The sequence below is a fragment of the Comamonas sp. C24C genome, assembly GCF_053345995.1.
This window is the reverse complement of sequence record NZ_JBKFBC010000005.1, coordinates 292,928-314,721: the sequence shown is the minus strand read 5'-3', so window position 1 is coordinate 314,721 and position 21,794 is coordinate 292,928. Positions and strand designations below refer to the sequence as shown.

18 protein-coding genes are annotated in these 21,794 nt (G+C 64.6%); 11 read left to right on the top strand and 7 right to left on the bottom strand.

From position 1 onward, the window contains the following. Positions 1–86: 86 nt before the first annotated feature. From ACLBXN_RS12060 to ACLBXN_RS12040, 5 genes are all read left to right on the top strand, one after another. Entirely contained in the window at positions 87–1,889 is a 1,803-nt protein-coding gene (locus ACLBXN_RS12060; RefSeq protein WP_447612279.1) for a lysoplasmalogenase family protein, read from the top strand. 390 nt (positions 1,890–2,279) lie between these two features. Further along, positions 2,280–2,477 carry a hypothetical protein gene (locus tag ACLBXN_RS12055; RefSeq protein WP_211457203.1) on the top strand — a complete coding sequence of 66 codons (198 nt, stop codon included), beginning with the start codon at positions 2,280–2,282 and terminating at the stop codon, positions 2,475–2,477. A 236-nt stretch (positions 2,478–2,713) separates the two neighbouring features. Beyond that, on the top strand, positions 2,714–3,037 hold the full coding sequence (locus ACLBXN_RS12050; protein WP_447612278.1) for a hypothetical protein: 324 nt from the start codon (positions 2,714–2,716) through the stop codon (positions 3,035–3,037). Between the two features lie 12 nt (positions 3,038–3,049). Next, the gene (mgtA, locus tag ACLBXN_RS12045; protein ID WP_447612277.1) at positions 3,050–5,797 is read left to right on the top strand and encodes a magnesium-translocating P-type ATPase; all 2,748 of its coding nucleotides are present in this window, start codon (positions 3,050–3,052) and stop codon (positions 5,795–5,797) included. Between the two features lie 105 nt (positions 5,798–5,902). Beyond that, on the top strand, positions 5,903–6,622 hold the full coding sequence (locus ACLBXN_RS12040) for an MgtC/SapB family protein (RefSeq protein ID WP_003050868.1): 720 nt from the start codon (positions 5,903–5,905) through the stop codon (positions 6,620–6,622). Positions 6,623–6,753: 131 nt separating this feature from the next. Here ACLBXN_RS12040 and ruvB read toward each other — a convergent pair whose 3' ends face one another. Beyond that, positions 6,754–7,851 (bottom strand): Holliday junction branch migration DNA helicase RuvB, encoded by a 1,098-nt coding sequence (ruvB, locus tag ACLBXN_RS12035; protein ID WP_003050864.1) that lies wholly within the window; start codon positions 7,849–7,851, stop codon positions 6,754–6,756. A gap of 186 nt (positions 7,852–8,037) precedes the next feature. Here ruvB and ACLBXN_RS12030 point away from each other — a divergent pair, with 186 nt between their 5' ends. Both ACLBXN_RS12030 and ACLBXN_RS12025 read left to right on the top strand, forming a co-directional pair. Next, positions 8,038–10,275: a ParB/Srx family N-terminal domain-containing protein gene (locus ACLBXN_RS12030; RefSeq protein ID WP_447612276.1), complete on the top strand. Its 2,238-nt coding sequence runs from the start codon at positions 8,038–8,040 to the stop codon at positions 10,273–10,275. A gap of 119 nt (positions 10,276–10,394) precedes the next feature. After that, positions 10,395–10,931, top strand: coding sequence for a peroxiredoxin (locus ACLBXN_RS12025; RefSeq protein WP_343677261.1), 537 nt, complete (start codon positions 10,395–10,397; stop codon positions 10,929–10,931). Positions 10,932–10,958: 27 nt separating this feature from the next. Here ACLBXN_RS12025 and ACLBXN_RS12020 read toward each other — a convergent pair whose 3' ends face one another. Both ACLBXN_RS12020 and ruvA read right to left on the bottom strand, forming a co-directional pair. Next, on the bottom strand, positions 10,959–12,524 hold the full coding sequence (locus ACLBXN_RS12020) for a trypsin-like serine peptidase (protein ID WP_447612275.1): 1,566 nt from the start codon (positions 12,522–12,524) through the stop codon (positions 10,959–10,961). A 49-nt stretch (positions 12,525–12,573) separates the two neighbouring features. Beyond that, positions 12,574–13,149: a Holliday junction branch migration protein RuvA gene (gene ruvA, locus ACLBXN_RS12015; protein WP_003050853.1), complete on the bottom strand. Its 576-nt coding sequence runs from the start codon at positions 13,147–13,149 to the stop codon at positions 12,574–12,576. Between the two features lie 49 nt (positions 13,150–13,198). On the opposite strand from ruvA, the gene ACLBXN_RS12010 reads away from it, so the two are divergent. Next, a complete protein-coding gene (locus ACLBXN_RS12010) occupies positions 13,199–14,212 on the top strand; it encodes a PhoH family protein (RefSeq protein WP_043006009.1) in 1,014 nt (337 codons plus the stop codon). Positions 14,213–14,261: 49 nt separating this feature from the next. Next, the gene (gene ybeY / locus ACLBXN_RS12005) at positions 14,262–14,720 is read left to right on the top strand and encodes an rRNA maturation RNase YbeY (protein ID WP_003050847.1); all 459 of its coding nucleotides are present in this window, start codon (positions 14,262–14,264) and stop codon (positions 14,718–14,720) included. 145 nt (positions 14,721–14,865) lie between these two features. Here ybeY and ACLBXN_RS12000 read toward each other — a convergent pair whose 3' ends face one another. Then, a complete protein-coding gene (locus ACLBXN_RS12000) occupies positions 14,866–15,849 on the bottom strand; it encodes a Bug family tripartite tricarboxylate transporter substrate binding protein (RefSeq protein ID WP_447612274.1) in 984 nt (327 codons plus the stop codon). Between the two features lie 190 nt (positions 15,850–16,039). Here ACLBXN_RS12000 and ACLBXN_RS11995 point away from each other — a divergent pair, with 190 nt between their 5' ends. Beyond that, entirely contained in the window at positions 16,040–16,804 is a 765-nt protein-coding gene (locus ACLBXN_RS11995) for a sulfite exporter TauE/SafE family protein (RefSeq protein ID WP_447612273.1), read from the top strand. A gap of 103 nt (positions 16,805–16,907) precedes the next feature. Here the strand turns inward: ACLBXN_RS11995 and dbpA are convergent, their stop codons facing one another. Then, the gene (gene dbpA, locus ACLBXN_RS11990; protein WP_447612272.1) at positions 16,908–18,317 is read right to left on the bottom strand and encodes an ATP-dependent RNA helicase DbpA; all 1,410 of its coding nucleotides are present in this window, start codon (positions 18,315–18,317) and stop codon (positions 16,908–16,910) included. 163 nt (positions 18,318–18,480) lie between these two features. Between dbpA and ACLBXN_RS11985 the strand changes: the two genes are divergently transcribed. Then, the gene (locus ACLBXN_RS11985; RefSeq protein WP_447612271.1) at positions 18,481–19,806 is read left to right on the top strand and encodes an amidohydrolase; all 1,326 of its coding nucleotides are present in this window, start codon (positions 18,481–18,483) and stop codon (positions 19,804–19,806) included. 30 nt (positions 19,807–19,836) lie between these two features. Here ACLBXN_RS11985 and ACLBXN_RS11980 read toward each other — a convergent pair whose 3' ends face one another. Both ACLBXN_RS11980 and ACLBXN_RS11975 read right to left on the bottom strand, forming a co-directional pair. Beyond that, complete coding sequence (locus ACLBXN_RS11980) at positions 19,837–21,618, bottom strand: dipeptidase (RefSeq protein ID WP_447612270.1); 1,782 nt, start codon at positions 21,616–21,618, stop codon at positions 19,837–19,839. Between the two features lie 54 nt (positions 21,619–21,672). Beyond that, a partial coding sequence (locus tag ACLBXN_RS11975) for a D-aminoacyl-tRNA deacylase (protein ID WP_447612316.1) occupies positions 21,673–21,794 on the bottom strand: 122 nt, incomplete at its 5' end.

Below are 21,794 nucleotides of genomic sequence, written 5' to 3'. Positions count from 1 at the left end.
CCTTGAAACCTGATGAGGCCTGCAGCGCCGGGCGCTAGGGTTCATGCCAAGCCGCCGGACACCGGCCCGCTCCAGAATCGGAGTCCATGCTCTCCCCCAGCCAAGTCATCGTTCTGGCAACGCCGGTCTTTTTCGCACTGATTGCCGTGGAATGGATCATCAGCCTCAAACGCGGGCGCAATGCCTATGCGCTGGCCGATGCCATCAGCTCGCTGAACCTGGGCATCCTGAGCCAGACCAGCGCCGTCTTCACCAAGCTGCTGACGCTGGGCATCTACACCGTCGTGGCCAGCCATGTGACGCTGATCGAGGCCGATGCCTTCTGGCTCAGCCTGCCGGGCTGGCTGCTGGCCCTGCTGTTCTACGATCTCTGCTACTACTGGCTGCACCGCATGGGCCACGAAGTGGGCGTACTCTGGGCCGCCCATGCCGTGCACCACCAAAGCCAGGCCTACAACCTCTCCACCGCGCTGCGCCAGACCAGCTCCGGCGCACTGCTGGGCTGGATCTTCTATCTGCCCATGGCCCTGGCCGGCGTGCCGCCGCTGGTGTTTGCCGTGGTTGGGCTGATCGATCTGCTCTACCAGTTCTGGGTGCATACCGAGCAGGTCAAGAAACTGGGCTGGTTCGACCGCTGGTTCTGCGCGCCCAGCAATCACCGCGTGCACCATGCCGTCAACGAGCGCTATCTGGACCGCAACTACGGCGGCATTCTCATCGTCTGGGACCGGCTCTTCGGCACTTACAAAACCGAGGACGACGAGGAGCCCTGCGTCTACGGCACGCGCGGCCTGCTCAAGAGCTGGGACCCGCTCTGGGCCAACTTCAGCGTCTACCGCCAGCTGGCCCATGACAGCTGGCATGCACGCAGCTGGCTGGACAAGATCCGCGTCTGGTTCAAGCCACCGGGCTGGCGGCCGGCCGATGTGGCGCAGCGCTTTCCCAGGCCCGCCTTCGATCTGGACGAGCACCGCATCATCTATGCCCCGCCCATGGGCCGGGCGCTGCGCTGGTTCGCCGGCCTGCAGTTCGCGGCGCTGATTGCGGGCACCTCGGTCTTTCTCTGGCATGCCGACCAGTCGCCGCTGGCCACCAACCTGATCTGGTTCGGCGTGCTGCTCACCGGGCAATGGGCCTTGGGTGCAGCCATGCAGGGCCGCATCAGCCTGTGGCTGGCACTGATGCTGCAAAGCGGCGCACTGGCCACGGCCACGGCGGCGCTGGGACTGCAGGCATGGCATTGGCTGCTCAAGCCTGCCACCATGTTTTTTGCTCTCATATGCGTAGCTTCTTGCGCAATACAGGCATCAAAAAAGATACAAAAATTGCCTCAAAGGCATGTCCATCTGTTGCTGGCAGCTATTGTTTTCTCCATGTCCGGCGATGTCTTCCTGATGCTGGACGGACAGCTGCCCACCAGTCTGTTCATTCCCGGCCTGGTCAGCTTTTTGCTGGCCCATGTCTGCTACGTTGCGCTGTTCAGGCTCGATGTGGCCTGGTTTGCGGATCGCAGCGCACTGCTGCTGGTGGCTGCGATCGGCGCCTCCATGTATGTCTTTCTCTGGACCCATGGCCTGCCTGCCGCCCTGCGTCTGCCCGTGGCCGCCTATGTCGGCGTCATCGCCCTGATGGCGGCTCAGGCCTGGGGACGCTATCGTCAGCTGCGCAGCCGCGCCGCACTGCTGACCGCCCTGGGCGCCAGCTTTTTCATGCTCAGCGACTCCATCCTCGCCATCAACCGTTTTGTGCAGCCGCTGCCCTGGTCCGCAGTGAGCGTGCTCGCCAGCTATTACGCAGCGCAGTCACTCATCGTCTGGGGCTGCGTGCGGCAATGGGCCGAGCCCGCAACTCGACAGGCCCCGGCGCAATTGCAACTGAAAGCCACCTAGGGTTGACCCTGGGACCGGTCTCGGCCGATAATCGGCAGATCGCAATTTCAGGAGTCCCCACGTGGACAGTGCCAGTTCAACCAGTGATTTATCGCACGCCGCAACGGCTGCGAAGCTGGCCGACTGACAGACTCCCCCGGATCGGGAGTCGTCATCGACCGCCCCGCATCCCTTGCCCCGCGCCCCTCGCAACTTGCTGTTTGGCTTCCCGACGTTCGGGACGGCCCGCCGTGCGCAGCACGGATAGTGGCCTCAAGCTCGCAAGCTCTGCTCATCACTGAGTTCTCGCGTCGCCATCCCCCTCCGGCAGCATGCCGGTTCGTGGCCGCGCCAGAACGCTTGTGCCGCACTGCCGCCTGGCCCGCTCCCTCAACCGATGAGGAGACCGCCATGAGCAATCGCCTGACCCGCACTCTGCACCAGCTGCGCCCTCTGCTGCTGCGCGCCCGCGCCACGCCTTCCCAGGCTGCGCCCGCCGCACCGGCAGCCTTGCCGCAAGCGCTGGAACAGACGCTGGAGCTCGACGCCCTGACAAGCTGGCCCACGCACCGCATCCGCAGCTACCTGAGCAGCCGCAGCGTGCGCTGAGCAACCCGGTCGCGGACCGGCTCCGGCCCGCTTTCACTCACTCTTAACCAAGGAACACGTATGGATCCCGACCCTAGTCGATCTTGCAGCGCGCCCCATGCGGCGCGCTGTCAAGCCATTGGCCTGCGTGTGACCTTGACGGCTGCACGCAGGGACTGGAACCCCGACCTCGGGGCTGAATGCCTGATGCAGTAGCAGCGGCGGGCAGCTCCCGGGTCACCCCAAGGAGCATGCCCATGCAACGCCTCGCCTGGCTGCGCGTGCTGCAACGCAGCCGCCCTGCCCCCCGCCTCGATGACACCACCCGCCACCATGGCCTGACCCATGCCGTGAGCTCGGCACTGAGCGAGCGCCGCACCGATGTGCTGCGCCACCTGGTCGACCGCCATGCCGCGCCCCTCATGGCCAGTGCCATGGCCAATCTGAGCATCCGCCAGCGCGCCGATGCGCTGTCGCTGCTGACCCGCGAGCAACGCAGCCGCCTCGACGCACAACTGCGCTCCAGTCAGGCGCAGCTGCCATGGACGCAGCTCGCTAGCTCCGGCAAGACGCTGCACTGACAGGAGGCCGTGATGCAAATCCTCAAAAACCTGTTCCGGGCCTTTTTGCGCAGCCACCGCCTGGCCGGTCTCTTCGGTCGCCAGCCGATGCCCGCTGGCGGCCCCTCCACCGCCGTCACCGTGCCACCGGCACAGGTACAGGCCCTGCAATCCGCCGCCTGCAGCCCCGTGGCTGCCCTGCTGCAGCAGCTGGACACATCGAGCCGGGGCCTGAGCCCCGAGCAGGCCCAGCAGCGCCAGCTCCACCATGGACCCAACGAGGTCGCGCATGAAAAGCCGCTGCCCGCATGGCTGCACCTGTGGCATTGCTACCGCAACCCCTTCAACCTGCTGCTGACGCTGCTGGCCGTGGTCTCCTACCTCACCGAGGATGAGAAGGCCACCATCGTCATCGCCAGCATGGTGCTGCTGTCCACGCTGCTGCGCTTTGTCCAGGAAGGGCGCTCGCGGCGCGCCGCCGCGCGCCTGCAGGCCCTGGTCAGCAACCGCGTCACCGTGCGCCGCAGCAGCGATGCACAGGCCGCAGACTTTCGCGACAGCGGCGGCGGCCATGACGCCTCGCTGTCCGAGCTGCCCATGCGCGAGCTGGTGCCCGGGGACATCGTGGCCCTGTCGGCCGGCGACATGATTCCGGCCGACTGCCGCCTGCTGTCTGCCAAGGACCTGTTCGTGAGCCAGGCAGCCATGACGGGCGAATCGCTGCCCGTGGAAAAGGATGCACGCACCCTGGCTGCCCTGCAGACAGGCCAGTTGCTGGAAGCCGGCAACCTGCTCTTCATGGGCACCAATGTGGTCTCGGGCTCGGCCATGGCCGTGGTGGTCGCCACCGGCAACCAGACCTATTTCGGCACGCTGGCAGCGCGCATCACCCACCAGGACCGCACGGCCACAGCCTTCGAACAGGGCGTGAACAGCGTCAGCTGGCTGCTGATCCGCTTCGCAGCCGTGATGGTGCCCGTGGTGCTGTTCATCAACGGCTACACCAAGGGCGACTGGGGCGAGGCCTTTTTGTTCGCGCTGTCGGTAGCCGTGGGCCTGACGCCCGAGATGCTGCCCATGATCGTCACCTCCACGCTGGCCAAGGGTGCGGTGGTGCTGTCGCGCCAGAAGGTGATGGTCAAGCGCCTGGACGCGATTCAGAACTTCGGCGCCATGGATGTGCTGTGCACCGACAAGACCGGCACGCTGACGCAGGACCGCATCGCGCTGGAGCGCCATACCGATGTGCAGGGCCGCCCCAGCGACGAGGTGCTGCAGTTCGCCTACCTCAACAGCTACTACCAGACCGGGCTCAAGAACCTGCTGGACCGCGCCGTGCTCGAGCATGTGGAGCTGCACACGCGGCTGCATGTCAACGAGGACTATCGCAAGGTCGACGAAATTCCGTTCGACTTCCAGCGCCGGCGCATGTCCGTGGTGGTGGCCGAGCGCAACCACCACCACGAGCTGATCTGCAAGGGGGCGGTCGAGGAAATCCTGGAGGTCTGCACGCATATCCGGGACAGCGGGCCGGACGGCGAGACCGTGCAGGCCCTGACGCCGCAGCGCCGCGAGCAGGTGCGCGCCGTCACCGAAGGCCTGAACCGCGAGGGCCTGCGCGTGGTGGCCGTGGCCATGAAGGAAGTGCCGCCCGACAAGAGCACCTACGGCATCGCCGACGAGTCCGAGCTGACCCTGATCGGCTATGTGGCCTTTCTCGATCCACCCAAGGAATCCACCCAGGCCGCCATCGCCGCGTTGCTGCAGCACGGTGTGACGGTCAAGGTGCTCACGGGCGACAACGAGCTGGTGGCACGCAAAGTCTGCCGCGACGTGGGTCTGCAGGTGGACGAGGCGATTGTCGGCAACGACATCGAAGCCATGGACGAGGAGCAGCTGCGCCGCTGCGTGGAGTCGCACCTGCTGTTCGCCCGCCTGACGCCGCTGCACAAGGAGCGCATCGTGCATGCGCTGCGCGCCAACGGTCATGTCACGGGCTTCATGGGCGACGGCATCAACGACGCGCCTGCGCTGCGCGCCGCCGATATCGGCATCAGCGTCGACAGCGGCGTGGACATCGCCCGCGAGGCGGCCGACATCATCCTGCTCGAGAAAAGCCTGATGGTGCTGGAGCAAGGCGTGCTCGAAGGACGCCGCACCTTCAGCAATATGCTCAAGTACATCCGCATGACGGCCAGCTCCAACTTCGGCAACGTGTTCTCGGTGCTGATCGCCTCGGCCTTCATCCCGTTCCTGCCCATGCTGCCCATGCAGCTGCTGATGCAGAACCTGCTCTACGACCTGTCGCAGATCGCCATTCCCTTCGACAACGTGGACGAGGAAATGGTGGCCAGGCCGCTGCGCTGGAACCCTCAGGACCTGGGCCGCTTCATGCTCTTCTTCGGCCCCATCAGCTCGCTGTTCGACGTGCTCACCTTCGCGCTGATGTGGTTCGTCTTCCATGCCAGCACGGCCGCAGACCAAAGCCTGTTCCAGTCTGGCTGGTTCGTGGTGGGACTGCTGACGCAGACGCTGATCGTGCACATGATCCGCACGCCGAAGATCCCGTTTGTGCAAAGCCGTGCCTCCTGGCCCCTGCTGGCTGCCACGGCGGCCATCATGGCCATAGGCATCTTCCTGCCCATGGGACCGCTGGCCGGGCATTTCAAGCTGCAGGCCCTGCCGCTAGGCTATTTCCCCTGGCTCATCGTCATATTGCTGGCCTATGCTGTGCTGACGACGCTGCTCAAGCGCGTCTATATCCGCAAGTACGGCTGGTGAGCACCGGGCAGCTTCGCGTCTGCCTTGCGGAGCAGGCGCGCCAGCCCGGGCCACATGTTTCATGAACCCAGACACCGATCCATCACCAATAACAATCGGAACTTCATGCAATCCCTACAGAACTTCAATCTGCTCGCCACGCTGAACACGGTGCTGTGCCTTGTCGTGGCCTTTGTCTGCGGCAGCATCATCGGCCTTGAGCGCCAGATACGCCAGCGCACGGCGGGCCTGCGCACCAATACCCTGGTCGCCGTGGGCGCGGCCGTTTTCGTCGACCTGGCCATGCGCGTCTCGGGAGCCGACGGCGCCACGCGCGTCATCTCCTATGTGGTCTCGGGCGTGGGCTTTCTGGGCGCCGGCGCCATCATGAAGGAAGGCGCCAACATCACGGGACTGAACACCGCCGCCACGCTGTGGGGCTCGGCTGCCGTCGGCGCCTGTGCGGGCGCGGGTCTGCTGCCAGAGGCCGGCATTGCCACCCTGTTCGTGCTGGCCAGCAACACCTTGCTGCGCCCCGTGGTCAACTACATCAACCGCCACCCCGTGGCCGAGCATGCCAGCGAGGCCACCTACTATGTCTACGTGATCTGCGGCCAGCAAGCCCAGGCCGATGTGCGCGAGGGCATGCAGGAGCTGCTGGAAGCGGCCAATTACCCCGTGCGCGCGGTGGAAAAGCACGAAATCCCGCCACACAACACCGAAATAGAGGCCGAGCTGTTCGCCACGGCCGTGCATGCCGAGGAGCTGGACCAGGTGGTCACGCAGATCGAAGCCTTGCCCGGCGTGCTGCAAGCCTTCTGGAACGCCGGACCACAGAATAATTGACCCCCTGAGCCGCTTTGCGGCTTCCCGTTGCACGCCCCCCAGGGGGACGACGCCTTCGCTGCGGGGCGGCGGTGCCGCCCGGGCCCTTGCTCGGCACCTATGGCTAGGGTGGGGGCGCCGGTTCTCGGTGCTTATGCAGCCGTATCGTCTGCCGGGGCCTGCAGGCCCAGATGGCGGTAGGCGGCTTGCGTGGCCATGCGTCCGCGCGGCGTGCGCTGCAAAAAGCCCTGCTGGATCAGATAGGGCTCGATCACATCCTCGATGGTGCCCGACTCCTCGCCGATACTCGCCGCGATATTGTCTAGGCCGACCGGGCCGCCATCGAAACGATGCACCACGGCCTCGAGCAGCTTGCGATCCATGATGTCAAAACCCTGGGGGTCCACATCGAGCATGGCCAGCGCCTTGTCGGCGATCTCGCGCGTGATGCGGCCGTCGCCCTTGACATCGGCATAGTCGCGCACGCGGCGCAGCAGGCGGTTGGCGATACGCGGCGTGCCGCGCGAGCGGCGTGCAATCTCGAAGCAGCCTTCCTCGTCAATCGGCGCATTGAGCAAGCCCGCGCTGCGCTTGACGATGCGCGAGAGTTCCTCGGAACTGTAGAACTCCAGCCGCGCCACGATGCCGAAGCGATCGCGCAGCGGATTGGTGAGCATGCCGGCGCGCGTGGTCGCCCCCACCAGCGTGAAAGGCTGCAGGTCAAGCTTGATGGAGCGCGCGGCCGGGCCTTCGCCGATCATGATGTCGATCTGATAGTCCTCCAGCGCCGGATAGAGGATTTCCTCGACCACCGGGCTCAGGCGGTGAATCTCGTCGATGAACAGCACATCGTTGGGCTCGAGATTGGTGAGCAGCGCCGCCAGATCCTTGGGCTTTTCCAGCACCGGGCCGCTGGTCTGACGCAGGTTCACGCCCAGTTCGGCCGCAATGATGTGGGACAACGTGGTCTTGCCAAGGCCCGGGGGGCCGAACAGCAGCACGTGATCGAGCGCCTCGCTGCGCTTCTTGGCAGCGCTGATAAAGATCTCGAGCTGCTCGCGCGCCTTGGCCTGGCCCACATATTCATCGAGCTGCTTGGGGCGCAGAGCCCTCTCCAGTGCCTCCTCCCCCATGAAGGCGCTGCCTGCCGACACCACGCGTGGTGCCGGCTCGCGCACGGCTTCACGCGATGAATCACGCACTGGCTTGGGGGATGGCGTTGCCGCAAATTCGTCCACATGAATCGTCATAGGCCTCAATTGTGCCGTGCATCGGCACCGCACTGTTGCGCACAGACTGTTGGCGCCGCCTGCATGTCACAGCTTCGTCACAGATGTTTCACAGAATGCAGCGCAAACGCCCCGCACAGTTCTGCACGGCAGATACATCGATGCGCTTGCACCGATATCCCACCACCTCTTCCTGAAGCCCCCTCCATGCGCCTCAACCCTCCCACGCCAACTGGTGCTGCCTTTCGCAGCCTCGCCCAAGTCTCCGTTCTTGTTGCGGCCTCGGCAGCCCTCGCGGCCTGCGGTGGTGGCGATGGATCACCAGCCCCGGCTCCCGCGCCAGCGCCCGCTCCTGCGCCCGCACCCGCTCCAGCACTGGCTCCCCTTGCAGGCAGCAACAGCTATCTGGGCACGCTGAGTTTTGGCGATACCGTGGCATTGAGCCTGGACAGCACCACCAAGCAGATCACACTGCGCTTTGTGGATTCGCGCTTTGGTCTGGCCGGAGCCATCACCAGCGTCTACAGCGTGGATGCCAACGGCCAGTTCGTGGCCCAGAAATTCCAGGCTGTGGCAGGCAGCAATCTCCCTGCCGCTCTGGTGAGTCGTCTGAGCGACGTCACTCTGCGCTTTTCAGCGGAAACCGGACTGGTCACCGGCAACGTTGACGGTTTGCCCAATTTGCTGGACACCTCGGCCACATCGACGGCATCGCTGCAGGGCGTGCTGACCGCCTCCAACCAGGGGGCGGCACAGATCAGTGCACTGGCCGGTACCTACAACTATCTGCGCAATGAGGCTGTGTATTCCGCCTCGGGCAAGCCCGGCGCACCCAGCGCCAGCGCGGGCCAGTTGCGCATTGCCAATGATGGCGTTGTGCGCGTCTGCCCCGGCCAGGGCGCAAGCGACACCTGCGCCAACGGCATCACCGGTCGCGTGACGGTAGATCCCGACCAGACCACCTATCCCGGCGCCCTGGTGCTGGAGCTGGGCGGCCAGCGCATCGGCCGTGCCGTGGTGGGCAAGCGCAGCGACGGCGCGGCCCTATCCGTCGATGTCTACAGCGCCGCTGCGGGTGGCAGCTTCACCTCGGGTAACTGGACCTTGCAATCTGCCGCCACGGCCCCCGTGGCCGCCACGGCGCTGGATGGCGAGTGGCTGTGCACCCATCCCGAGCAGGCAAGCACGGGCCGCAGCATGCGCCACTATGTCTCCATCGGCAACGGCCTGCTGCAGACCGACACCATCGACATCGATCTGAAGCTCAGCGCCAATGCCGCGTCCGGCACAGGCGGCGCGGCCAATGGCCTGTTCGGCGGCCAATGGGCCGGCGGCAACGGTGCGGCGCGCACGCTGCTGCCGGTCTCGGCCAACAACTTCTACTACGCAGGCAGCGGCGGCCCTGCAGATACCGACACCAGTGCACTGGGCGCGTGCCAGCGGTTGCCCGAGCAGGCAGTGCTGCCCAAGTACCTGGACAAGAGCGCAGCAAGCACCGACCCGGTCATGATCACGCTGGCAGATGCACTGCCCACGCAACCCGCCATCGGCTACGACCAGATCTACTACAAGCAGGGTCGCTACACCCACACTGCGACCGGCAGCGTGGCCTCTTCGCAATGGCAAAAAGCCTTTGATGACTTGTGCGAAGACAGCGGCCAGGATTCCACGGCCAAGAATGGCATCACGGCCAGCTCCAAGCTCAACGACCGCAGCAGCTTCACCTGCAAGGCCCAGGTCGCCAACTACCAGAGCCTGCTGAAGACCGCCGTGGTCGGTCCCAAAGGCCAGCTCTTCCTGACCGACGGACATCACAGCTTCACCAGCCTTTGGGAAGCCCCCAACAGCAACGGCAATGTGGCCAACGGCCTAGCCGGTGGTCAGGTGCAGATGCCGGTGATGATCAAGGGCAATTACAAGGACGCCAACAACGCCAGCTTCTGGCGCACCATGCGCGCCAACAAGTTCGTCTGGCTCAAGCTGCCTGACGGCTCGGCCATCACCCCCGCCGATCTGCCGCGCCAGCTGGGCTTGTCCAATGGTCTCAAGGACGACCCCTTCCGCTCGCTGGTCTACTTCACCCGCGAAGTGGGCTACAACAAGCCGGTCAACCCTTCCGAGTTTCTGGAGTTCTACTGGAGCGAATGGCTGCAGGCCTCGCCGCGTAATTTCAAACTCAGCCAGTACAACCTGAGCCAGGCGGGCAACGGCTCCGACGGCGGCTATATGCAAGCCATCAAGGATGCATCCAACCTGATGCTGGCCGCCAATCCCTCGGAAATGATCGGAGCTTCGGGCTACAACGCAGTGCAGATGGGACAGATGGCGGCCTTTGGCACGGCCACCTATACCGACCTGTCCACGCCCAAGCCCGCAGATGGCAAAAAGGCCGGCAAGCTGGCCTATGCGCTGGAATACCGCGCATCACTAAGCAGCGCAAAGTAAGCACGCAAGCCAAGGGGCCGGCAAGAATGCAGTAGGCCGGACAAGAGCAGGGCGAATGAGGGATGGCGAACAATCCATGGCATCGTAGAGACCACACACATGTTCTTAAAGGCTTTGCCATGTTCAAGATCCATCAGCTCGCCCCTTGGCTGCTTGCCGCCCTGCTAGCCCCCGCTGCTCAGGCCGCACTCAAGGCCGGCGATGCAGCACCCGGCTTCAAGACGCCCGCCGCCGTAGCCGGCAAAGCCTTTGACTTCGACATGGCCGAAGCGCTCAAGAAAGGGCCGGTGGTGCTGTATTTCTTCCCCAAGGCCTTCACCCAGGGCTGCACGCTGGAAGCCCATGCCTTTGCCGAAGCCACGCCCCAGTTCGCGGCCATGAAAGCCACGGTGGTGGGCATGTCGCATGACGATATCGACACCCTCAAACGCTTTTCCACCGAGGCCTGCCGCGACCAGTTTGCCGTGGCCTCGGACCCGCAGGCCGTCACCATCAAGGCCTATGACGCAGGGGCTGCAGCCAACCCGGCCAGGGCCGACCGCATCTCCTATGTGGTGGGCCAGGACGGCAAGGTGAAGTTCGCCCTTGTCAGCAGCGACCCGCTGGCCCATGTGGAGCAGACCAAGGCAGCCGTCAGGCAGCTGCAGGGGAAATAGCCCTGTCCGGCCTGGCCCGGCCCTCCATCACTGCGCCAGCCAGTTCCCGATCTGGCTGCTGAAGGTCCGGTCGAAGCGGCTGTAGACGTCCGAGCCCCCGCTGACCGTGCACGAACTGCTGCCGCCGGACAGCGTGCCCACCACGCGTCCGCTCGCAAACATGGCTGAGCCGCTGCTGCCGCCTTCGGTCACGCCCTTGCTCCAGCCGACATTCACGAAATCGCTCTGGGCATTGCCTGGGTTGCAGGTGATGCTGCCGGCGCCCAGGGTGCAGTTTCGGTAGCTCTGCACCTGGCCTTCGCTGTATTTGAGCAAATCGCCTTGCGGGTGATGCAGTCCGTAGATGGCCGTCCCCGTCACCGCCGTTCCTCTCGCATCCCAGCCGGCCAGCGTCGCACCGGCGGGCGCTGCGTCATTGAGCCGCATCAGCGTGGCATCGTGCGCCGCAGTGGCATACAGCAAGGTGGCACCGCTCTGCAGCGCCGTGGTCTGGGCACTGGGCTCGAAGCTGTTGCAGCTGGCCGAGCGGAAGAACCAGTCCGTGCGCAGCGAGGTGGCCGATGCCTGGGTGGAGATGCAGTGATTGGCCGACAGGAAATACGGCGTGAAATCGCGCCGCGTGTTGTTCAGCAGGGAGCCCGTGCAGTAGTAGTAGCGGTTGTCGGAGCCCACATAGGTCATGCGCGCCACGGCATTGCGCTCGGTGGCGTACTGATCGGCGCAGCTGGCATCGAGCTCGCAACCCGCGGCATCGCCCACATTCCGGGGCACGAGGCTATCGCGCAGTTCCAGCTCCGTCGGCAGGGCCAGATTGACATAGGCATGGGTGAGCGTGGGAATGGCAACGCGCAGCTGCGATGCCGACAGTCCCGCAGGCAGTGCGATCTCCAGCGTGACCTCATCGGCTCCCAGGTCAGGAGTCCACCAGATGCTGGCCGCCCGGGTGTCGCCATCGGCCCGGCGGTTGCGCGCAATGGCCTCGTTGATGGCCTGGCCCGTGGTCTCGAACCCGGTCTTGCTGCGATCCTTGCGGTACAGCCTCAGCTCGGCGGCATCGGGCATGGCGTCGACCACCAGGCCCAGCCGCAGGCCATGGGCGCCGGCCGAGGTGATGCTGATCGCCGCCACCTGACCGCCCCCCGGGGTCTCGGACCAGTGCAGCGTGCGCGCCATATCGCCTGCGGACTGCAGCGAAGCCAGCTCACGTGGCGCCCCGATCTGCATGGGCAGGCCGGGCATGGGCATGACCGGCGAAGGCGCGTCGCTCCACTGCGGCAATGCCAGACTGACGGCCTTGGGCCGCACCGCCACGGATGCCACCGTCACGCTTCTGGTCGCCGCCGCAGCCTGGGCGGCGGGCACGATCAGTGAATCCAGCACATTGGCCGTGGGCGGACCCGAAGGAGAACTGATCTCTGCCGCGCCGCCAATGATCGCGCCATTGCCGCCCCCGGTCCCGCCCCCGCCGCCAGGGCCGGGACCGGGGTCCGGAACACTGCCTCCACCCCCGCCGCCGCCGCAAGCCGTCAGCACCACCAGCATCAGGCCTGCGCATCGGGAGGGAATGCGTCTGCCCTGTATCCACCAATGCATATCGTGTTCTCCTGCAGTTCACGATCGGACTGGCACAGGGCCAGCGGAGCTATTTGGTCAAAGCCTTGAGCGCGAGCTTAATGCCCTCGCTCACCCCTACTTCGGGTGGGAGTTTCTTGAGGGCGGCCGAGGCTTCCTTGTCGGAATAGCCCAGCGCCATCAGCGCCTGCTGGATATCGTTTTGCTCGCTGTTGTTGGCAAACAGCGACTGCGCACCGGTATCCGCGCCGATCTTGCCCTTGAGCTCCAGCAGCAGACGCTCGGCGGTCTTCTTGCCGATGCCCGGCACCTTGACCAATCGCCCTGCTTGCTGCTGCGATACCGCGTCCGCGAGATCATCGATGCTCATGCCGCTGAGCACGGCCAATGCCATGCGCGGACCGATGCCGGTGATCTTGATGAGCTCACGGAAGGTCTGGCGCTCGCGGGCCGTTGCAAAGCCGAACAGCAGCTGGGCGTCTTCCCGCACCACAAAATGGGTCAGCAGGGCCACCTTGGCGCCATTGGCGGGCAGGTTGTAGAAGGTGCTCATGGGCACCTGCACCTCGTAGCCCACGCCAGCGCAGTCCACCAGGACTTCGGGCGGGTTTTTTTCCAGCAGCGTTCCCGTCAATTTGCCTATCATTGAAATCCTTTGCCGCACCGTGCGGCGATTCTTTTGAGAAATTATCCGCGTGATCCTGCGCCATACCTTCACTCCCCATAACAATACGCGCCTGACCCATCTCTGCGGCCCGGCGGATGCGCATCTGCGCACCATCGAAGTCGCGCTGGGCGTCAAGATCGCTCACCGTCACGAGCAGTTCAAGATCGACGGCCCCAAGGCCAAGGCCAATGAGACGCTGGAGCTGCTGCAGGCGCTCTATGAAATCGCCGACTACGTGATCGCCGAAGACACGCTGCAGCTGATGCTGGCCGGCGATGTCGAGATGCTGGAGGCCGATCTGACGGCTCCGCAGCTGACCACGCGCCGTGCCGATCTGCGCGCCCGCACGCCCAACCAGGCGCTGTATCTGGAAAACATCGCCAATCACGACATCAGCTTCGGCATCGGTCCGGCCGGCACCGGCAAGACCTATCTGGCCGTGGCCTGTGCCGTGGACGCACTGGAGCGCAGCGCCGTGCAGCGCATCGTGCTGACCCGGCCCGCCGTGGAGGCCGGCGAACGCCTGGGCTTTCTGCCCGGCGACCTGACGCAGAAGGTGGACCCCTATCTGCGCCCTCTGTACGACGCGCTCTACGACCTGATGGGTTACGAGAAGGTGCAGAAGGCCTTCGAGCGCAATGCGCTGGAGATCGCGCCGCTGGCCTTCATGCGCGGTCGCACGCTGAACAATGCCTTCGTGATCCTCGACGAGGCACAGAACACCACGCCCGAGCAGATGAAGATGTTTCTGACCCGGATCGGCTTTGGCGCCAAGGCCGTGGTCACGGGCGACGTCAGCCAGGTCGACCTGCCCAAGGGCGCGCCCAGCGGCCTGGTCGATGCCGAGCGCGTGCTCAGGCGTGTCAAGGGCATCTCCATCAACCACTTCACCAGCGCCGACGTGGTGCGCCACCCGCTGGTGGCCCGCATCGTGGACGCGTACGACGCGCGCGGGCGCGTGTCCGAAGGCACTTCGGCGCCCAAGCACCGCAGCAGCAGCCCGCGTACGGCCCGCTCCCTGCCCACGGCCGACGAGCTTTAATCAAAATCCATAGCTACTAGCACTTACCAAATAAGGGCTAAAAGCCAAAATGACCTTGAATCAACTGCAACTATCGCTGCAATTCGGCCCCAGCGCCGAGGCGGCCGCCCACCGCGAACTGCTGAGCCGCAGCCGGGTCACGCGCTGGATCCGCCATGCGCTGGCCGTGGATGCCGAGATCACGGTGCGCATCGTCGATGCCGAGGAAGGCCGCAAGCTCAACCGCGAGTACCGCCAGAAGGACTACGCGACCAATGTGCTGACCTTCGACTATCAGCAGGAGCCGACCGTGATGGCCGATCTGGTGCTCTGCGCCCCCGTGGTGGAGCGCGAGGCCCAGGAGCAGAACAAGACGCTGGAAGAGCATTACGCCCATCTGCTGGTGCATGGCACGCTGCATGCCCAGGGCTGGGACCACGAGACCAGTGAGGAGGACGCCGAAGAGATGGAGGCCTACGAGACCGACATCATGAAGGAAATGGGCTACGAAGACCCCTACGCCAAATAGCGGACAGGCATCGGCCCACGTGCCGTAGACTCCTGAAAAAAGAGCTGCCAGCGCAGGTCAATCATGTGTTTCAAAGGCATTTAGCCTTGAAACTCAAGAATGACAAGCGCAGGCAGCTCTTTTTATGAGAGTACCCCGACCGGGCTTACTCCACGCTCAGGCCGATGCTGCGCACCAACTGGGCCACGCGCACATCTTCGGTCTTGATCTGTCTGGCAAACACCTGCTGGCCCTCGCCCACGGGAGTGATGCCCTGCTGCAGCAGGCTCTTGCGCAGCTCGGGGTCCTTCAGCGCCTTGTCGGTATCCTGGGCAATGGCCTGGACCACGGCAGCCGGCGTGCCCTTGGGTGCGAACAGGCCGAACCAGGCACCGGCCTCAAAGCCCTTGTAGCTCTCGGCCAGGGTCTGCACCTGGGGCAGCAACGCGTGACGCTGCAGGCCGGACACGGCCAGCGCCGTGAGCTTGCCGCTCTGGATCTGGGTGAGCGCCGGAGCGATCGCAATCAGCATCACATCGACCTGGCCGGCCAACACATCCTGCAGGCCCTGAGGGCCGCCGCGATAGGGAATGTGCGTGGCGAAAAAGCTTGCGCGCTGCTTGAACTGCTCCATGGCCAGATGCTGGGCACCGCCCGTGCCCGAGGAGGCATAGTTGATCTTGCCCGGGTGGGATTTGGCGTAGGCCACAAAGTCCTGCAAGGTCTTGAAGCCCTTCCTGGGATTGGCCACCAGCACGAAGTCGGACTGGCCCAGCTTGGTCACCGGCACCAGATCGTTCTTGACGTCATAGGGAAGATTGCGCTGCACATTGGGCATGATGGTGATGGCGCTGTCGCCGCCCACCAGCAAGGTGTAGCCGTCGGGCTGGGCCTTGACCACGGCATCCACGGCCGCGACGCCGCCAGCCGCCCCCTTGTTTTCCACCACGACGGCCTGCTTCCAGTCCCTGCCCACCAGATTGCCCACCTGACGGGCCAGCAGATCCGGAGCGCTGCCGGGGCCGTTGGCCACCACCAGCTTGACGGAATGCGCCGGGAACTCCGGCTGCTGCGCCATGGCTGCGCCCGACACCCAGGTTGCGGCCAGCATGGCCCATGCGGTGCGGGAGAGGAAACGGGGCAGGTTCACGGGAAAACTCCTTAACTAAGGAGTTGATTGTCAAAACAATCACTTATTCCTCAAAATACTGTTTTCAAATTCTTTTATTTCCAAAAATAATTAACCACGCAAGAAAAGAACAAAGGCGACGCGGGCCTGCGCCTAAGATCGTCCTCATCACAAGGCGCAAAGCCGACAGAGAAAATCAGGAGACAAGAACATGGAGAACCTGGGCCACCTTGCCCTTTTGCTGGCCGCAGCTTTCACGGCCGGCACGCTCAACGCCGTCGCCGGTGGCGGCAGCTTTCTGACCCTTCCCGCCCTGGTCTTCACGGGCGTGCCGCCCGTGATTGCCAATGCCACGGGCACTGTGGCCCTGCTGCCAGGCTATATCGCTGGCGCCTGGGGCTTCAAGGACGATATGCAGTCCCCGCCAGGCCTGTCCATGAAGCAGGTGGTGGCTCTGTCCCTGATCGGCGGCTCCGCCGGCGCGGCGCTGCTGCTGTTCACGCCCGACGCCACCTTCCGCAAGGTCGTGCCCTGGCTGCTGCTGGCCGCCACCGCCATGTTCGCCTTCGGCCCGCAACTGCGCGCCTGGGCCTCGGGCAAGAATGCCGACCACGCCGCCACATCGGCGCCCAAGGCCGCTGCAGGCATGCTGATCGTGGCCATCTACGGCGGCTACTTCAACGGCGGCCTGGGCATTTTGCTGCTGGCCTTGTTCGGGCTGCTGGGCCAGACCTCGCTCAACGCCATGAACGGCATGAAGAACCTGGTCTCGGCCCTGCTGACGGCGATTGCCGTGGTGATCTACGCCGTGGGCGGCATTGTGGAGTGGAAGCTGGCCCTCGTCATGATGGTGGCCGCCACCCTGGGCGGCTATCTGGGAGCCCGCACGGCGCGCAGGATTGCACCCCATGTCCTGCGCTGGGGCATTGTGGCCACGGGGCTGGTGATGGCCGGGCTGTTCTTCGCAAGAGGCTGAAGCGCCGCCCAAAATAAAAAAGCCTTCTCTGTCACGAGAAGGCTTTTTTGTGAGCATCCAGCGCCTTGTGGACAAGCGCTGGAATCAATCTGACGGCTGATTCTTAGAGCAGCCGCGCCTTCACGGTCTTGCCCTTGACCTTGCCCGCATTGAGCTTGGCGCAGGCAGCCGAGGCGATCTTGCGGTCCACGGCCACATAGGTGGAAAAGTCGTTGACGCTGATCTTGCCGATCTGGTCGCGGCTGTAGCCGAAGTCGGCGCACATGGCACCCATCACGTCGCCGGCGCGGATCTTTTCCTTGCGCCCGCCGATGATCTGTATGGTCATCATGGGCGGCAGCAACTCGCCGCCAGCGGCGGGCGTGAGCTCGTCCACGGGGAAGAACTGCGAAGCACGGCCTTGCAGCTGCTCGATCTTGCCCACGCTGCCCATCTCGTCCATGGACACCAGATTCAGCGCCAGCCCTTCGGCATCGCCACGGCCGGTGCGGCCGATACGGTGGATGTGGACCTCGGGGTCGGGCGTGACATCCACATTGATGACGGCAGACAGGTCGGCGATGTCCAGTCCGCGCGCCGCCACATCGGTGGCGACCAGCACGCTGCAGCTCTTGTTGGCAAACTGCACCAGCACCTCGTCGCGCTCGCGCTGCTCCAGCTCGCCGAACAGGGCCAGGGCGCTAAAGCCCTGGGCCTGCAGCTCGCTCACCACGTCGCGGCATTGCTGCTTGGTATTGCAAAAGGCAATGCTCGATTCGGGACGGAAGTGCGCCAGCAGCCTGGCCACCGTTGTCACTTTTTCGCGGGCGCCGACTTCGTACCAGCGCTGCTCTATCTTGCCCGCGCTGTGCTGGGTCGCGACCTTGACGGTCTGCGGGTCGCGCATGAAACGGCTGGCCAGCGAGGCAATGCCTTCGGGGTAGGTGGCCGAGAACAGCAGGGTCTGGCGATCCGCCGGGCATTGGCGCACCACGGTTTCGATGTCGCCGAGAAAGCCCATGTCCAGCATGCGATCGGCCTCGTCCAGCACCAGGGTCTTGAGGTTGCCGATATCGAGCTTGCCGCGCTCCATCAGATCCATCACGCGCCCGGGTGTGCCGACGACGATGTGGGCGCCGTTTTCCAGCGAGGCGATCTGGTTGCGCGAGGGCACGCCGCCATAGACGGTGACGACCTTGATGTTGTCCTGCGCGCGCGCCAGGCGGCGGATTTCGGTGGCGACCTGGTCGGCCAGTTCGCGCGTGGGGCACAGCACCAGGGCCTGGACGGCAAACCAGCGCGGGTTCAGGCGATCGACCATGGGCAGGCCGAAGGCAGCCGTCTTGCCGCTGCCGGTGCTGGCCTGGGCGATCAGGTCCTTGCCCTGCAGGGTCAGCGGCAGGCTGGCGGCCTGGATGGGCGTCATCTGCGCATAGCCGAGCTGCTGGAGATTGGCCAGCATTTCGGGTGACAGGGGCAGCGCCGAGAAAGCGGAGGAATCAGAGGCCTGGGCGGCGCTGGAGGAGGTATTCATGGGAGCGGATTATCCCGGGCCTGCGCCACAAAAGCCTTGTGCCATCGTTATTCACGGTGCCATTTGCGGGTTGCCCCTCTTCAATTCAAGCCGGCCATGCTCCTAGTCTGAAAGCGCGCTCTCCATGAGCTGCCTCTGTTTGAAGCCAACCACAGACCCTCACATGCACCATAGCCTTACCCGCAAGTTCTGCGCCGTCGCCGCGCTGGCCGTCACTCTGGGATCGGCCCAGGCAGCGGAGCTGGACCCCCAGCCGCTCAAGCCCCAGCTGCAGCAGCTGATCGCCCAGATGTATCCGCAGATGCGCGGCATCTACGAAGACCTGCATGCCAATCCCGAGCTGGGCTTTCAGGAAACGCGCACCGCCGCCAAGCTGGCTGCCGAGATGCGCAAGCTGGGCTTTGAAGTCACCGAGGGCATTGGCAAGACCGGCCTGGTCGCCATCTACCGCAATGGCGCGGGCCCCACCGTCATGGTGCGCACCGAGCTGGACGCCCTGCCGATGGAGGAAAAAACCGGCCTGCCCTATGCGAGCAAGGCCAAGGCCCAGTACAACGGCAAGGAGAGCTTTGTCGCCCATAGCTGCGGCCACGACATGCATATGACCAGCTGGCTGGGCACGGCGCAGGCGCTGCTGGGCCTGAAGAACCAATGGAAGGGCACGCTGATGTTCGTGGCCCAGCCGTCCGAGGAAACCGTGACCGGAGCCAAGGCCATGCTGGCCGACGGTCTGTTCAAGAAATTCGGCAAACCCGACTACGCTTTTGCTCTGCATACCGGCTCCATGCCCTACGGCATGGTCGGCTATGTGGCCGGGCCGGCGACCTCCAATTCGGACTCGCTGGACATCACGTTTCATGGCCGTGGCAGCCATGGCTCCATGCCGGACAAAGGCATTGACCCCGTGCTCATGGCCTCACGCTTTGTGGTCGATGTACAGGGCGTGATCAGCCGCGAAAAAGATCCCATGGAGTTCGGTGTGGTCACCGTGGGTGCCTTCAACTCGGGCAGCGCGGGCAATATCATTCCCGACCAGGCGCGGCTGCTCGGAACAATCCGCAGCTACAAGAGCGAGGTGCGCACAAAAATGCACGAAGGCATTGAGCGCACGGCCAAGGCCGAAGCCGCCATGTCGGGCGCTCCTGCACCCGAGGTCAAGCTGGTCAAGGGCTCGGATGCCGTGGTCAATGACGCGGCACTGGTAGGCCGCACGGTCAAGCTGTTCAAGGCCGCACTCGGCGACCGCAATGTGATCCCCATCTCACCCATCACGGCCAGCGAAGATTTCTCGGACTTCATCAATCAGGGTGTGCCATCCATGTTCTACACCCTGGGCGTGTACGACCCCAAGAAGGTGGCCGAGGCCAGTCAGCCCGGTGGCAAGCCCCTGCCCTTCAATCACTCACCCTTCTTCGCCCCAGAACCCGAACCCACGTTCAAGACCGGCGTGGAAACCATGACCCTGGCGGTCATGAACGTGATGCAGTAAGCAGCGCCAGCCCCGCCATCGGGGCTGCCGTCACTGCATCTGCTGCAGATTGCCGATGCGCACCAGCATCTCGGTGAACATCTGCATATCAGTGCGCAGGTCCGGCAGTTCCTGGTACTCCAGCGCATTGTGGGCCGTGTACTTCTTGCCGGGCATGGCGGGGCCGAAGTTGATGGCGTTGGGCATGAGCTTGGCGGTGGTGCTGCCGGCAGTAGGAACGGGCTTTGCATCCAGCCCCGTGGTGTCGCCAAAGATATTGAGCAAAGTGCTCAGCCATGCGCCCTTGGGGTCGCGGGCCATCCAGTTACCCTGCGTGTACTGCACGGTCACCGCGACCTTGGCCGCATCGCTCCAGCGAGCAATGCCCTGCTCCACCTCGGCGCGCAGCTGCTCCGGCGTCTTGCCCCGCGGCATGCGCGCATTGGCCGTCACCTCGAGCTTGCCGTCCGCGGATTTGATGAGATTGGGCGACAGCGTGAGCGGCCCCATGAAATCATCGGCATAGGCAATACCCAGCTGCTTGCCGAAGTAGTCGAGACCGAACACGCCATTGATATAGCGCACGGCCTGGCTGTACTGATTGGGCTGCACCAGTGCTGCGCCCTGTTCGGGCATCAGGCTCTGCTGCAGGAACAGCGCCAGACGCGGCACGGGATTCACCCCTTCCTCGGGGCGCGAGCCGTGAGCGGATGCGCCGCTGACCTTGACCATGACCTGGCCCTCGGCGCGCTGCACATCGATGGAGAACTTCCCCTGCGCCTCGTGCCGGCGCACAAAGTCGTCCTTGTCCTTGGACAGCCGCTGCGCGATCAGATCCAGCGCAGCCACATCGGTGGCGGAGACGGTGGCGGAGGCCGTCTGCGCAATGGAGTTGGCCGAGGCGGCGCCGGCCATGGCGGTGATGGCAGGCTTGGCGGCATCCACGGCGACATCCGCAAACAAGGCCTTGAGCGCGCCCGTGCCCTTTTCAGCGACCACGGCCGGGTACTTGCTGTCCAGCACGATGTTGTACTGCGGCAGCGAGGTCTTGCTCTGGTAGTACTTCATGGCATCGCCGCCGGTTTCCTCGGTGGTCTCTATCATCAGGCGAATGCTGCGCGACAGCGGCAGACCGCTGTCCTTGACCGCCTTCATCGCATACAGCACTGTGGCGATGGAGCCCTTGTCGTCAATCGTGCCACGCCCGTAAAGCCGATCGCCCACGCGGGTGACCTGGAAAGGATTGATCTGCTTGCCGTCCAGTACCCATTCGGCGGCCACCACCGGCACCACATCGGCATGGGTCAGGATGCCGAACTCGGGGGCCTCGCTGGCGCGGCTCGCCGCATTGGCAGGCAGCGTCACCTCAAAGATGCGGTTGTCCACATTGCGAAAGCGCAGCCCGAACTCGGCAGCCATGGATGCAACGAGCTTGCCGAAGTCCAGGATGGCCGGACTCTCATGTGGAGGCACCTTGGGATCACGCACCGTGGGCAGCGCCACCATGCGCTGCAGGCTTTCCAGCACCGCAGTCTCCTGGGTCAGGCGGTTGTACACCCCCAGCAACCGGGCGATATCCGCGAGTTCGCCGTCCGACAGCGTCTGGCCGCGCGTATAGCGCTGCACGGCAGCCGCCACGCCAGGCTCGGCCCTGGCGGCCTGTTGCGCAAAGGCCTTGAAGGATTCGGACGGGGTCGCAGCGGACGATGCGATCAGGGCGTCCAGCGCGGGTTTCTTCAAGGTCTGCGCCTGGATGGGCAGACTGACGCCTGCCAGACCGAGAATCAGGCCGGCGGTGATGAGGGGCAAAGAGGGCTTGCAGGATGGCTTCATGGACAGCTGTTGTTGAAGTCGTGGTGACGGATGGGTTCGCAGGCCTGGCCTTGCCTAGACCTGTGGCTCCATGCGCATGGGAATGGTGACGGGGCCGTCATTGACCAGATGCACCTGCATGTCGGCGGCAAACTCACCGGTCTGCACCTGAGCATGGGCCAGCCTGGCCTGGTCCA

Bases quoted from the DNA above. Each gene is read 5' to 3' on its own strand.
- ACLBXN_RS12040 (WP_003050868.1), top strand. From the start codon at position 5,903: ATGCAATCCCTACAGAACTTCAATCTGCTCGCCACGCTGAACACGGTG.
- ruvB (WP_003050864.1), bottom strand. From the start codon at position 7,851: ATGACGATTCATGTGGACGAATTTGCGGCAACGCCATCCCCCAAGCCA.
- ACLBXN_RS11980 (WP_447612270.1), bottom strand. From the start codon at position 21,618: ATGAAGCCATCCTGCAAGCCCTCTTTGCCCCTCATCACCGCCGGCCTG.
- ybeY (WP_003050847.1), top strand. From the start codon at position 14,262: ATGACCTTGAATCAACTGCAACTATCGCTGCAATTCGGCCCCAGCGCC.
- ACLBXN_RS12020 (WP_447612275.1), bottom strand. From the start codon at position 12,524: ATGCATTGGTGGATACAGGGCAGACGCATTCCCTCCCGATGCGCAGGC.
- mgtA (WP_447612277.1), top strand. From the start codon at position 3,050: ATGCAAATCCTCAAAAACCTGTTCCGGGCCTTTTTGCGCAGCCACCGC.
- ACLBXN_RS12050 (WP_447612278.1), top strand. From the start codon at position 2,714: ATGCAACGCCTCGCCTGGCTGCGCGTGCTGCAACGCAGCCGCCCTGCC.
- ACLBXN_RS12025 (WP_343677261.1), top strand. From the start codon at position 10,395: ATGTTCAAGATCCATCAGCTCGCCCCTTGGCTGCTTGCCGCCCTGCTA.
- ACLBXN_RS12060 (WP_447612279.1), top strand. From the start codon at position 87: ATGCTCTCCCCCAGCCAAGTCATCGTTCTGGCAACGCCGGTCTTTTTC.
- ACLBXN_RS11995 (WP_447612273.1), top strand. From the start codon at position 16,040: ATGGAGAACCTGGGCCACCTTGCCCTTTTGCTGGCCGCAGCTTTCACG.
- ruvA (WP_003050853.1), bottom strand. From the start codon at position 13,149: ATGATAGGCAAATTGACGGGAACGCTGCTGGAAAAAAACCCGCCCGAA.
- ACLBXN_RS11985 (WP_447612271.1), top strand. From the start codon at position 18,481: ATGCACCATAGCCTTACCCGCAAGTTCTGCGCCGTCGCCGCGCTGGCC.
- dbpA (WP_447612272.1), bottom strand. From the start codon at position 18,317: ATGAATACCTCCTCCAGCGCCGCCCAGGCCTCTGATTCCTCCGCTTTC.
- ACLBXN_RS12030 (WP_447612276.1), top strand. From the start codon at position 8,038: ATGCGCCTCAACCCTCCCACGCCAACTGGTGCTGCCTTTCGCAGCCTC.
- ACLBXN_RS12055 (WP_211457203.1), top strand. From the start codon at position 2,280: ATGAGCAATCGCCTGACCCGCACTCTGCACCAGCTGCGCCCTCTGCTG.